Source organism: Adhaeribacter radiodurans, assembly GCF_014075995.1.
In the GTDB taxonomy this organism is placed as follows: Bacteria; Bacteroidota; Bacteroidia; order Cytophagales; family Hymenobacteraceae; genus Adhaeribacter; species Adhaeribacter radiodurans.
On sequence record NZ_CP055153.1, the window covers coordinates 3232023 to 3245275 of the forward strand.

At 38.0% G+C, this 13253-nt stretch carries 8 protein-coding genes; 4 read left to right on the forward strand and 4 right to left on the reverse strand.

Annotated elements, in window-relative coordinates:
- Window positions 1–107: 107 nt before the first annotated feature.
- Window positions 108–4241 carry a chemotaxis protein CheB gene (locus tag HUW48_RS13105; protein ID WP_182416098.1) on the forward strand — a complete coding sequence of 1378 codons (4134 nt, stop codon included), beginning with the start codon at window positions 108–110 and terminating at the stop codon, window positions 4239–4241.
- A gap of 59 nt (window positions 4242–4300) precedes the next feature.
- On the opposite strand, the gene HUW48_RS13110 is transcribed toward HUW48_RS13105, so the two are convergent.
- Window positions 4301–4549 carry a hypothetical protein gene (locus HUW48_RS13110; RefSeq protein ID WP_182416099.1) on the reverse strand — a complete coding sequence of 83 codons (249 nt, stop codon included), beginning with the start codon at window positions 4547–4549 and terminating at the stop codon, window positions 4301–4303.
- 428 nt (window positions 4550–4977) lie between these two features.
- Between HUW48_RS13110 and HUW48_RS13115 the strand changes: the two genes are divergently transcribed.
- Together HUW48_RS13115 and HUW48_RS13120 are read left to right on the forward strand one after the other, a co-directional pair.
- Window positions 4978–6039 (forward strand): PA0069 family radical SAM protein, encoded by a 1062-nt coding sequence (locus HUW48_RS13115; protein ID WP_182416100.1) that lies wholly within the window; start codon window positions 4978–4980, stop codon window positions 6037–6039.
- Window positions 6040–6313: 274 nt separating this feature from the next.
- On the forward strand, window positions 6314–6739 hold the full coding sequence (locus HUW48_RS13120) for a DUF4890 domain-containing protein (RefSeq protein WP_182416101.1): 426 nt from the start codon (window positions 6314–6316) through the stop codon (window positions 6737–6739).
- Window positions 6740–6984: 245 nt separating this feature from the next.
- Here HUW48_RS13120 and HUW48_RS13125 read toward each other — a convergent pair whose 3' ends face one another.
- Both HUW48_RS13125 and HUW48_RS13130 read right to left on the reverse strand, forming a co-directional pair.
- Window positions 6985–9021 carry a M3 family metallopeptidase gene (locus HUW48_RS13125; RefSeq protein ID WP_182416102.1) on the reverse strand — a complete coding sequence of 679 codons (2037 nt, stop codon included), beginning with the start codon at window positions 9019–9021 and terminating at the stop codon, window positions 6985–6987.
- Window positions 9022–9265: 244 nt separating this feature from the next.
- On the reverse strand, window positions 9266–9517 hold the full coding sequence (locus HUW48_RS13130) for a hypothetical protein (RefSeq protein WP_182416103.1): 252 nt from the start codon (window positions 9515–9517) through the stop codon (window positions 9266–9268).
- Window positions 9518–10268: 751 nt separating this feature from the next.
- On the opposite strand from HUW48_RS13130, the gene HUW48_RS13135 reads away from it, so the two are divergent.
- Window positions 10269–10679 (forward strand): hypothetical protein, encoded by a 411-nt coding sequence (locus tag HUW48_RS13135; RefSeq protein ID WP_182416104.1) that lies wholly within the window; start codon window positions 10269–10271, stop codon window positions 10677–10679.
- Between the two features lie 138 nt (window positions 10680–10817).
- Here HUW48_RS13135 and HUW48_RS13140 read toward each other — a convergent pair whose 3' ends face one another.
- Entirely contained in the window at window positions 10818–12920 is a 2103-nt protein-coding gene (locus HUW48_RS13140; RefSeq protein ID WP_182416105.1) for a M13 family metallopeptidase, read from the reverse strand.
- Window positions 12921–13253: the final 333 nt, after the last annotated feature.

Below are 13253 nucleotides of genomic sequence, written 5' to 3' on the forward strand. Positions count from 1 at the left end.
ATCTTTAGTAGAGTGGTAATCAGCTGCAAATTGCAAAATAGGATCATGGCAAAGCTGCTTATCTTGGCTACTATTTGATTTATAGTTAATGGCTTCGGCAGAACAGAATGGAAATAGAATCAACAAGCAACAGCTTACTTTCCGAATCGCTATACCAACCACGCGAGTTAGTTTCCCGAGCCCGGACAACCGATTTTTTTGTAGTAGCCATTGGTGCTTCTGCCGGTGGATTAGATGCTATCAACGAATTTTTCGACCATTTACCCTCTAATACCGAAGCTGCATTTGTTATAATTCAACACCTTTCGCCTACGCATAAAAGCTTAATGCCCGAATTGCTGACGAAGCATACTACTATGCCTATTTCGGAGGCGCGCGAAGGTTTAATGCTGCAGCCTAATTCCATTTACCTAATTCCGAATAAAAATACCCTTACCATACAGCAAGGCAAACTGAGGTTAGCCGAAAAAAATCAAAACCCGGTACCTAACCTGGCTATTGATACTTTTCTGCATTCTTTGGCTACCGATAAGGGCAGCAAAAGTGTAGCTGTAATTTTATCTGGAACCGGCAGCGATGGTACCCGTGGTTTAGAGGCTATAAAGTCGGCGGGTGGAATAGTAGTGGTACAGGACCCCGTTACGGCTCACTTTGATGGTATGCCCAATAGTGCTATTGCTACCGGATTAGCAGATGCCGTGTTGGCTCCTCCTCAAATGGCAACTTATCTTATAAATTACTTTGAAAATAATTCCAATTTACCAGGTACCCTTACTGATGATACTTCTTTAAAAAGTAATTCCGTACTGGAAGCAATTCTGGAATATGCCAAAGATTCCTGTGGCCTCGATTTCACCTCGTATAAACGGCCTACTCTGTCCCGCAGGGTTGCGAAAAGAATGCAGGAAATTAACTTCGATTCGTACGATAAGTATCTGGCCTATTTAAAAGAAACGCCCTCGGAAATACAACATTTATGCGGAGATTTCTTAATTAATGTTACGCGTTTTTTTCGCGACGAACGTGCTTTTGCCCTACTTGAAGAAAAAGTAATCCCAGAATTAATACGGACTAAAAATAAGGACGAAGGAATTAAAATATGGGTGGCAGGTTGCAGCACCGGCGAAGAACCGTATTCGCTGGCCATGTTGGTCGATACTTACTTAACCAAGCATAAAATTTACTTACCGGTAAAAATATTCGCTACCGATGTAGATAAAGAAGTTATTCAGATTGCTTCGCGTGGTATTTATCCCGAAAGTATAACCCAGGTGTTGCCGCCGCCAATGTTGGCTAAGTATTTTGTGCGCCGCAGCAACGATTATATTGTGTGTGAACCCATCCGCAAAATGATCATTTTTGCGCACCACGATGTAGGTAAAGATGCCCCATTTAGTAAAGTAGATTTAATAAGTTGCCGCAACATGCTTATATACATGGACGGCAGCTTGCAACATAAAGTACTACAAGCTTTTCATTTTGCGCTAAACATAGGGGGATTTTTATTTCTGGGTCCTAGTGAGAATTTAGGCGCTTTAAAGCATTATTTCGCCGAAATAAGCCGTAAATGGAAAATATTTAAAAATCTGGAAGCTTCGCGCAAAACGTTGCCCCAAAATATAATGGTGCGCCAATTACAAGTTGATTCGCGAATTCCTGAACCTTCCAAGAATAAAAGAAATAAACAAAGTATTCAGCAACATATAGGCGATATTTTTAATAGTACTCTGGTAGAAGAATATAATTACGCCGGAATTTGCATCGACGAAAACTATCGGCTGTTGCACGCTATTGGCGATTACAAAAAATACTTAGACTTGCCCGATTGGCAATTGCAATTTAGTTTAACTAAAATGGTTCCCGAAGATTTGGCTGTAACACTGGGTGCTTCTATTAGAAAAGTAGCAAAAACCAATCAAAAAGCTATTTTACGAAACGTAAAGCTAACCCGTAATGGCTCCTCGCAAATAATTAATATTGTAATCAAACCATTTTTGGGAGGCGAATACAACGAGCGGTTTTTATTTGTTTTATTTTCGGAAGCTATCCTGCCTAAAAATCAAAAGGCAAGAACGCAACATATTTCTGCTTCGAACCACCATGAGCAAATTATTGCTTTAGAACAAGAGCTTAATGAAACTAAGGAAAACTTATACTCTACTTTTGAAGAACTAGAAGTATCAAACGAAGAGCTGCAATCGAATAATGAGGAATTACTCTCGGCTAACGAAGAACTACAAAGCACCAACGAGGAACTACAATCGTTAAACGAAGAGTTGCATACCGTTAACACCGAACATCAACAAAAAATCAAAGAGTTAATTGAATTAAACGAAGATCTGGATAATTATTTCCGCAATGCCGATATCGGACAAATGTTTGTGGATCAACAACTAACTATAAGGAAGTTTACTCCTGCAATTATTAACCAGATTAATTTAATTCCGAGCGACATTGGTCGGCCGCTTGCTCATTTCTCCAATAATTTATTATATAATCATTTTATTGAAGATATTCAAACGGTAATAGATACCGGTAACCGCATTGAAAAAGAAATTCAAATAAGGAATGGCAGTTATTATTTGATGCGCCTGGCTCCTTATTTAAAACAAACCAATAAATTAGACGGTGTAGTTATAACCTTTGTAGACGTAACCCTATTAAAAAATTTAAATAATACTCTTCAGGGTATTTTAAACAGTTCCATTAATGGTATTGCTGCTTTAAAAGCAATTAGAAGCTCCGATAATCAAATTATTGATTTTGAATGGAGCATGGCCAATGAGGCTTTTGGCCGTTTATTAAAGAAAGATCCCATGCAATTTCCTGGCAAAAGTTTACTCACCGAAATGCCGGGCATGAAAAAGAGTCGATTATTTAATCGTTTTGTACAAGTAGTAAACACCGGCGAATTACTAAATTTTGAACATTACTACGAATATGATGAACTGGAGAGTTGGTTCCATACAGTAGCCACTAAAGTAGAAGATGGACTAACTGTTACATTTGCTGATATTACCGAGAAAAAAATAGCCGAGCAAAAATTATTATCGGCTTACCAGGAATTGCAGTCAGCGGAAGAAAATCTTAAAAAATTAAACAACCAATTAGAAGAACGTATTGGCGCACGTACCCGGGAACTATCAGCGAGTGAAGAGCGCTTCCGGCTTATTTCTCTAGCCACCAACGATGTTATCTGGGATTGGACCATGATGAACAACAAGGTATGGTGGAATGAAGGTTTTAAAACGATGTTCGATTATACTTCGGAACAAATAGAGCCTGGGGTAGAATCGTGGTTTGATCGCATTCATCCCGAAGACAAAGATCGGATTATAAGTAGTTTAAACGATGCCATCAATAGCAGCCAAGAGCAATGGTCGGCCGAATACCGCTTCCGGAAAGCCGATGATTCGTATGCTTATGTTTTTAACCGGGCGTTTATCATCTTAAACGAAAACCGAATTCCTTACCGGATGTTGGGTTCATTAATTGATTTAACTAATTTAAAGTTAGCGCAGGAAGAACTGCGTAAAACTAATGTAAACCTACTGCGCATTAATAACGATTTAGATAATTTTGTTTATACCGCCTCGCACGACTTAAAATCACCAATCTCCAACATAGAAGGCTTGTTGTACCATCTGGAATTGGAGTTGGAAAATGCCGATGACCATATTCTGGAAATTCTGAGTCATATCAAGAAGTCCGTCGATCGGTTTAAAGCTACCATTAAAGACCTGGCAGAAATTACCAAAGCCGAAAAGTTGGATGCAGATGATGTGGCGGAGGTAAACATAGAAGATTTGGTGGAAGATATTAAGCTTAGCATCAATAACTTAATCGAAGAATCAGATGCTGTTATAGAAATTAACTGCCAGGAGTGCCCCACCATCAAATTTTCTAAAACCAACTTACGAAGTATTTTATACAACTTAATTAGTAATTCTATTAAATACCGCGACCCAGATCGACCATTGCTCATCCGAATAGCGACGGAGAAAACAAAGGATCATGCTATTTTAACGGTTAAGGATAACGGATTAGGAATTGAAGAAGCACAGCAATCTAAGTTATTTGGCATGTTTAAACGGTTCCACAACCACGTAGAAGGTTCGGGAGTAGGTCTTTATATTGTTAATAAAATTGTAAAAAATGCCGATGGCAAAATTGAAGTGTTTAGTAAACCAAACCAAGGTACTACTTTCAAAATATTACTAAAAAGTGAGTTAGATAGTTAAAAATAAAAAGGACACTTCTAAATGTGCCCTTTTTATTTTTAACTCCTATTTTATTCTTCTTATTCCGTTACTTCGCGTTCTTCGAGGTAAGCCCACATGGCATCTTCATTTGCCCCAATCAACACAGCGTATATCATCATTATGGTGTAAACACCGGCCATAAGAATACTTAATGGAACACTAAATACAAAGGAAAACAAAGTAGTAACCATCGGATTCAGTTTGGTTTCCATTTTGGTTGAAGCATACAGAAAGAAAAGCAGATTAAAACCTATCGAAATGGCCACCACATTAATTATTTCCAGCATAGACATATATTTTTAAAAGTATAGTATCCAAATAAGCATGGTACTGTAATTCTTGAATCAGCTTTTTAAAATTTGTTTACATCCGAAATTTAAAAAATAAATTTTTAACTACAGAAACAAAAAAAACTCCTTTGCGTAAAGTGCAACTTTTTTATTAAAATAGTTACTTATCCCAACTTGTATGTAGAGCTCCTAATTGCATTATATAATAAGTAGTTCAGGATTACCAAATACTTCAATTACTCTTATTACTTAAAGGTATTTTGCTTTATCATTACCTTGTGGCATTTCTCTAAGGCTTACCGTCAGGTTCTTCTATAATACTAACTTTTATTAGCAAACAAGCTGTATAGGTTCACATACGCCTGATTTACTAATTTTTTTAGCTTATAGTAGCTGTTTTTAGCTAAAATTTTTATCTTAGCTTCATGGAAGAGCCAGAATATTTAAAAGGTCGGGGTGCCCAATTTAATCCGGCTAATCGTTTCCGGAAGAATGAATACGTTACAGAACACCTGGAAGGATTAGATGAGCCATTTCTGCAAAACTCTAAAACCGAGTTTTTTTCTGAGTCGCCTAAAAAGATTATTAACAAGATAGAAAGTCCGGATTTAGGACTTTCCTACTCCATGAATCCTTACCAAGGCTGCGAACACGGCTGTATTTATTGTTATGCCCGCAATACGCACGAATATTGGGGTTACAGTGCCGGTTTAGATTTTGAAAGAAAAATTATTATTAAGCATAACGCTCCCGAAACTCTCGCCGCCCAACTCGAACATCCTAAATGGCAGGTATTGCCTCTTATGTTAGCAGGTAATACCGATTGCTACCAACCCATAGAACAAAAAATGCAGCTTACCCGGCGAATGCTGCAGGTGCTGTTAGAATACCGGCACCCGGTAAGTATTATTACCAAAAACTCGCTCATTCTCCGGGATTTAGATATTTTAAAGCAGTTAGATAAATTAAATTTACTTCATGTAAATATTTCGCTCACTACCTTAAACGAAGAACTCCGGCTGCGCCTGGAACCTCGTACTGCGGCAGCGGCTAAACGCTTAAGTGTAATAAAAATATTAAGCAGTGCCGGAATTTCGGTAAATGTAATGTTGGCACCTATTATTCCCGGACTTAACGACCATGAAATACCAGAAATAATGCGGCAAGCCGCTGACCACGGCGCCTCTTCTGCGGCTTATAATATTGTGCGTTTAAACGGATCTATTGGCGATATATTCCGGAATTGGATAGCCACGAATTACCCAGACCGGGCCGAGAAAGTATTAAATCAAATTGCTGCCTGCCACGGCGGAAAAATAAACGATAGCACATTTGGTCGCCGGATGACGGGTGAGGGCCAATGGGCAGAAACCATAGGCAATTTGTTCCGGGTAGCTAAACAAAAGTATATGCAAGGCCGGCAAATGAAACCCTATAACTACCATCTGTTTTGTACTAAAGCCGGCAAACAGCTGAATTTATTTTGATAAGAGCAGGTTTTTGTTTCAGATGGTTAATACTTTTAAAGCTTTATGTAAAGTAAATTTTGGTTTGTTGATGTTTCCATTTGCCACTAAACCATTTACTTAAATTCTCTTTCATTGGGCTTTTATAAGTAAGTAGAATAATTAAAATAATCAATAAAGGATTTCGGTTATATTCTTATTTCCATCCTCCATTTAGTAAAAAATTTGAGTTCGATATTAAACCTTTTGCTTGCATTAAGCTCTAAGTAATAAATTAATGATATTATTACTAAATATGAAAAAGGTATTAATTGCTCTTGCTGTTGGTTTCTTTACTGTTTCTGCATCTTACGCCCAAACAAATAACCAGGTAAACACCGAACAACAGACATTAAAACGCGAACGTGCTACTCCAGAGCAGCGGGCATTGCGTCAAACCAAAATGATGTCGAAATCTTTAGATTTAACTGCTGAACAAGAAGCCCAACTGCAAACATTAAATCTAAAACGATTAAACGAGATGCAAGGCTTAAGGGGTAAATTTAATAGTACGGATGGTTCACAGAATAATGGCTTTAGGAAAGAAGCTAAAGTTCTTCGGGATAATTATGAAACTCAGCTTAAAAGCATTTTAACCACAGAACAATTTACAAAGTACCAGACTCAACGAAAAGAAATGCGGGAGCATGGGTCTCCCAAAATGCGCGAAAGAAATTCATGATAATTTGCGCTAATGAATCATTTTTTTAAACAAAAAAGCAAGCTTTCCGGCTTGCTTTTTTGTTTAAAAAGTTATTTATCTATCAAGTAAATCTTTGCTTTAATTAATATTAAACTTTAAAGAATTTTAAAATGATGATGTAACAGTACAAAGAGATGATTACAAATAATTATTGGCATTCAGCTATTGAACTATAACACATCCTATAATTTAATAGTTTGGCACGGGTGTCTCTTAACTTGATTTTATACTTTGAGCAATCCGTTACGCTTGAGCAAAGCCATTGGAGAAGGCTCTTTACCGCGGAAACGTTTATACAAAATCATAGGAGGTTCACTGCCTCCGGCCGATAATATGTGTTGCTTAAACAAAGTGGCTGTTTGCTTATTAAATACGCCTTTTTCCTGGAAAAACTCAAAGGCATCGGCATCGAGTACTTCCGCCCATTTATAACTGTAATAACCCGAAGAATAACCGCCTTGAAAAATATGCGAAAAAGAACAACTGGTATTAGCTCCCGGTACAAAAGTGAAAATTTCAGTTTCGGCTAACGTTTTGTTTTCAAAAGTAAATACATCTTCTACGGTATTGGCCTGGGTGGTATGCCAGGCTAGATCTAAACGGGCCAAACCAATTTGCCGCAAAGTAGCGTAACCCGACATAAAGTTGGTACTATCCTTAATGCGTTGAATCAGATCATCGGGAATTGGCTCACCGGTTTGGTAATGACGGGCAAATAAATCCAAACTTTCTTTTTCGGTAGTCCAATTCTCAAAAACCTGGGAAGGAAGCTCCACAAAATCCCAATACACGTGCGTACCAGAAAGGCTCGAATAAGTACTATTGGCGAGTAAGCCGTGCAATGCATGACCAAATTCATGAAATAAAGTCCGTACTTCGTTAAAAGTAAGTAAAGCGGGTTTGCTGGAAGTGGGCTTGGTAAAATTACAAACAATTGCTACATGCGGCCGTTGATCGGAGCCGTTAACTTTTTGTTGCGACCGGTAGGAAGTCATCCAGGCACCATTGCGTTTTCCCGGACGGGGAAAGAAATCGCAGTAGAAAATGCCTACGTGCCGTCCTTCTTCATCTTCCACTTCGTACACTTTTACATCCGGATGATAGGTTTCAATTTCGGTATTTTCTTTATACACTAAACCATATAATTTATTAGAAACCGCAAATACCCCTTCAATAACTTTTTCCAGCTGAAAATAAGGTTTCAGAATTTCATCATCAATGGTGAATTTCTCTTTCTTTAATTTTTCTGAATAAAAAGATAAATCCCAACGCTGTAATTCTTCCGGACCATTTATTTGCTTAGCATACGTTGTTAACTCTTCAACTTCCTGCTTAGCTACCGGTTTGGCGTGGATTAATAAATCCTGCAAAAAGTGTTGAACCTTATCGGGGTTTTCGGCCATTCTTTCTTGCAAAACAAAATGGGCATGCGTTTCAAAACCTAATAATTGCGCGCGTTCTTGCCTTAACTTAACAATATCCAGTACTACCGTTTGATTATCATAATCGTTGTTCTGGCACCCCCTTGTGGCATAAGCCTGGTAAAGTTGCCGGCGAAGTTGCCGGTTTCCGGCGTACATCATAAAAGGAATGTAGCTGGGTAAATGCAAGGTAAATAGCCACGAATTTTCTTTACCCGCTTCTAAAGCAGCTTGAGCCGAGGCTTCTCTGACGGATTCCGGAAGTCCTTTTAAATCTTCAGGGTTCGTTACTTCCAGGGAAAACTGATTCGTTTCATGCAGCACATTTTCTCCAAATTCTAAGGACAAACGGGATAGCTGGTTGTCTATTTCGCGTAAACTGCTTTTTTCATTTTCCGATAAATTCGCACCGTTCCGGATAAAGCTTTTATAGGTTTTATCCAGCAAGGTGGCTTCTTCGGCATTTAATGTAAGTTGATTTTTACTTTCGTAAACCTGATTAATCCGCCGGAAAAGTTCTTCGTCTAAGATAATATCGTTGCCGTAGGCAGCTAACATAGGTGAAATTTGCTTGGCCAGTTGCTGCAATTCTGAATTAGTTTCGGCCGCGTTCAGGTTAAAGAAAATACTGGAGATTCTATCGAGCAACTCCCCGCTGCGCTCCAAAGCTACAATGGTATTTTCAAAAGTAGCCGGGGCCGGATTAGTTGTAATTTGCTGTATTTCTTGTTTACCCGTTTGAATAGCTTGCTCTATAGCAGGTAAATAGTGTTCAATATTAATAGATGAAAAAGGAGCCGTATTAAAAGGAGTAGCGAAATGGTTTAAAAGCGGATTCATGAGCTACAATTATATTGTTAAATTTAAATAGTAATAAGGTTTAATTAAGGAATAAACCTACTAATTAAGATCGTAAAATCAAGATTTAGTAGTGCATTCCGGTAAACTCAAGACCTTGTTGCCACCAAATTAATTATATAATTTCAGAGATGCCGCTTTATCTGTAAACTATTATTTTTCTAATTTTATTTTAACTCGGTTCATCTAACTATAATATAATTTTGTTTATACTTTCCTTTCAAATTTATTCGAAAAGAAGCGGAACGTTCATTTCTGCTAAGTAAGGATCCAGACAGGTAGCCTTGGTATAGGTTCGTATTAAACCTACATCTTTTAGATTATATAAAAACCATACTTCGGCATAAAAGCTTCCCAGCCAATAAATATTTATTTTACACCAACCTTTTATTCTATAATGTAGGTAATGCCCCTCTTCCCGAATATACTGCATCTGTTCGGCTAAAGGTAGCGATTCAAATTTTTGTACAGGTAGCATATTTCTTCCATGGTATATAGTAATGGCAGCGTAGTAAGGTCAACATATTAAAAATATATGTAACCTCTAACGAAAATAAATAGATTTCGCTGCCTTTTTATCCTTGTTACTTTTAACTTGCTAAAAACAAAAAAATTAAAATTCCTAGAGTTTAAATAAAAAATACAAGGCTATAATTCCAATAAAGGTGGTTATTAAACCGGCCAAAAACTCGGGTTTACTTTGGGGTAAGGAGCATTCAGCACAGGCAGTCTGTTGAGAGAGGTAGGAACGTCCGCATTTTGCACAAACTCTCCATTCTGTTTTATTTAGTAAAAGTTCAGATTTCATAATGATTTGGTTTAAGGTTTTACACTATTTACACTAACTACTAAGCTGTTATTACACTGAACTTGTTAAATATACAGTTATACTTGTAATTTTCAATTAATTATCTCAGCAAATTATCTATAGAAACTTACAATCACTTGCATTATATAAAAATGCTATAACTCTTAAATGCATATAATTTACTAAACTAATTACAAAAATTAGGAGAATATAACAAATAAATATTAAAAAATAACTATATTTGGCAATAAAGTTGTTTAGCTACTAGTGTATAATAATATTTACTAATAATAGTTAATATAGTATAACTATTATTAAATGAAAACGTACTATATTAATCTAAACATATATAATATTTGAACTATTTATTAAATTCTTTTAACTCTTTTAATTTACTTTCCCTTTGCCTAAATTTATCCTTATGACAAAAGCAGTTTTAAGTTTTGTAGTGGTCCTCTTGTTTAGCACTTTCGGTCAAGCGCAAAATATTCCTTCTTCCGCTGAAAAAAGAATAACCTTACTTACCCGGGTAATGGCTACCGAATTGCAATTGAACGAAGCAGAATATATTAAATTAAGAGCCCTGAATCGGGAAAGAATTTTAAAATCGGATGAGATTGCGGCTATGTACAATAATGACCCCACCCTTGTAGCTGCTAAATTAAAGGAAGTAGAAGTAAATTTTGATAAGAAGTTTACCGCTTTACTTAATTCGGTACAATTAACGGCTTACAAATCTTACAAAGAGACTACTGATTCTAACCTTACCGCCTTACAAGAAGAAAAAACAGTAGATAAAAAAACTAATTCAGCTTCTGCCAGTAAAAAATAAAAAACATTTAACCTTTATATAAAAAAATCCACTCCAACAAGAGTGGCTTTTTAATAGGGTATATTTTCTTACTTAGTTAAAACAACTGCCAACAAAAAGCTTCTTCGTATTGAAGAAGCTTTTTGTTTATTAGAATAATTACCAAATTTTAATTTGTTCACCTGCGGGTTTTACCATTTTATCGCCGGGTTTGCAACCAAAAGCCTCGTAAAATTGCGGCATGTTGGTTAAAGGTCCGTTGGTACGGAAACGACCAGGTGAGTGCGGATCGGTTTGTACTTGCTGGTTAAAATATTGCTCGGTGCCATTTACCCGCCAGATTTGGGCCCACGCTAAAAAGAATCGCTGCTCTGGGGTAAAACCGGCAATTTTGTCTTTATTCTTACCAGCTAATGCTTTTTGCAGTGCCGTATAGGCAATGTTTAAACCACCAATATCGGCCAGGTTTTCGCCCAAGGTTAAGCTACCATTTACTTTAACCGCAGGCAACACTTCGTAGGCCCCGTATTGGTTTACTACCATATCAGCCCGCTTGGTAAATTGGTCGGCATCAGTTTTTGTCCACCAATCTTTCAGGTTTCCTTCGGCATCGTACTGGCGGCCTTGATCGTCGAAGCCATGGGTAATTTCGTGACCTATCACGGCGCCCATACCGCCATAGTTTACCGCATCATCGGCTTTTGGATCAAAAAACGGAGGTTGCATAATACCGGCCGGAAACACAATCTCATTCATGGAAGGATTATAATAAGCATTTACCGTAGGTGGTGTCATGCCCCATTCTGCACGATCGATAGGTTTGCCCAGCTTGTTTACATTATAATTAAAATCAAATTCATTTGCTTGCAGCACATTCGTTACGTAAGATTCCCGACCAACATTCAAGTCCGCATAATCTTTCCATTTATCAGGATAACCAATCTTAACCGCAAAGGCATCTAATTTTACCAAAGCTTGTTTTTTAGTGGTTTCGCTCATCCAATCTAATTGCTGTACGTGCTCCTGAAAAGCATCGCGCAGGTTTTTCACCATTTCCAGAGCCTTGGCTTTTGCTTCGGGGGTAAAAGTTTTTTCTACGTACAACTGTCCCATTGCTTCGCCAATAGCGGCATCGGTGGTGCGCAATACGCGTTTCCAGCGAGGTTGTAAGGCTTTGGTGCCACTAAGTACCTTTCCGTAAAAATTAAAATTTTCTTGTACATAAGCCTGGTTCAGATACGGAGCCGTAGAATGAATTAAATGCCAGCGAAGATACGTTTTCCAATCGCTTAGAGAACTGGTTTTAACCAAGGTGTTTAATTCTTTAAAGAATGCAGGTTGCCCCACAATTACTTCGTTTACGTTCTTAGCTCCCATTAGCGTTAAGAGCAGGTTCCAGTTGGTGGCTGGGGTTTGTTTCTGCAATTGGGCAATGGTCATTTTGTTATAGTTGGCCTGTGGATCGCGCAACTCTACACGAGTGCGGGAAGCTTTGGCAAGCCGAGTTTCCAGGCTCATTACTTTAGTGGCATTCTTTTGCGCCATAGTTGCATCGTCGCCGAGTAGCGTGAACATGTTCTGTAAATGTTTCACGTACTCTGCCCGGATATTTTTAGAACGCTCGTCTTCTTTCAGGTAATAGTCGCGATCGGGTAAACCTAAACCACCCTGGTTTAAAAAGATGGCGTACTCCGTGCTTTTTTTATCATCCTGACCAACATAAAAACTAAACATTCCACTAATGCCGGATTTTTTTAATTGTGCCACGGTGGTCAGCAAACCTTTTGCATCTTTAATGGCTGCAACTTTATCAAAATAAGGCTTCAGCGGGGTTATACCCGATTGTTCAATAGCGGTAGAATCCATGCCAGAACCAAAAAAATCGCCAACTTTTTGCGAGTTACTGCCTTTGGGTGCGGAAGTGTTTGCGGCGGCCTCGGTTAAAATATTGCGCTGTACAGCATAGTTCTTGTCGGCTAGTTCTTCAAAACTGCCCCAACGTCTTTCTGCTGCCGGCACCGGATTATTTTTAATCCAGCCACCATTCGCATACTGAAAGAAATCGGCGCAGGGAGATTGCGTGGTATCGAGGTTTGCCGGATCTAAGCCTACTCCCATATTCATTTTGGGAGTTGAAACAGTAGCCGGGCTAGCGGCAGTGTCGGTGGTAGTGGCCTGCTGCGTAGGAACGGTAGTACTGCAACCAGCCAGATAAAGTCCGGTTAAGGCTAAGGCACCTAGCCGGTAATAGGTTATTGTCATAATTTTTAAAATAAGATGAATTATATAAATATAATAGCAAGATAAGAAGGAAAATTGAATCTGCCGGAATCCGCAGGATAATTGAGAATGCAAAGCAAGAAAACGAATGGAGTAGTATTTTCTTATTAAAGCAATGCTATTACTCTAAATGCAAATACCTAATGATGCTTATCCTGAAGTGGGAGAATTTACTAAACGTATAGCAAAACATTTTTGTAGGATTATCTGGCTCAAATTCTAAGCAGTTCTGTTATTCAGCCGGATGATTACCAAATAACAAACACAAAACTAAAATATCGTGTTAGCACCAGTTTAATGAAAGTAATTTTGCCG

Coding starts and splice junctions, on each gene's coding strand:
- HUW48_RS13105 (WP_182416098.1), top strand. CDS start 108: ATGGAAATAGAATCAACAAGCAACAGCTTACTTTCCGAATCGCTATAC.
- HUW48_RS13110 (WP_182416099.1), bottom strand. CDS start 4,549: ATGCTGGAAATAATTAATGTGGTGGCCATTTCGATAGGTTTTAATCTG.
- HUW48_RS13115 (WP_182416100.1), top strand. CDS start 4,978: ATGGAAGAGCCAGAATATTTAAAAGGTCGGGGTGCCCAATTTAATCCG.
- HUW48_RS13120 (WP_182416101.1), top strand. CDS start 6,314: ATGAAAAAGGTATTAATTGCTCTTGCTGTTGGTTTCTTTACTGTTTCT.
- HUW48_RS13125 (WP_182416102.1), bottom strand. CDS start 9,021: ATGAATCCGCTTTTAAACCATTTCGCTACTCCTTTTAATACGGCTCCT.
- HUW48_RS13130 (WP_182416103.1), bottom strand. CDS start 9,517: ATGCTACCTGTACAAAAATTTGAATCGCTACCTTTAGCCGAACAGATG.
- HUW48_RS13135 (WP_182416104.1), top strand. CDS start 10,269: ATGACAAAAGCAGTTTTAAGTTTTGTAGTGGTCCTCTTGTTTAGCACT.
- HUW48_RS13140 (WP_182416105.1), bottom strand. CDS start 12,920: ATGACAATAACCTATTACCGGCTAGGTGCCTTAGCCTTAACCGGACTT.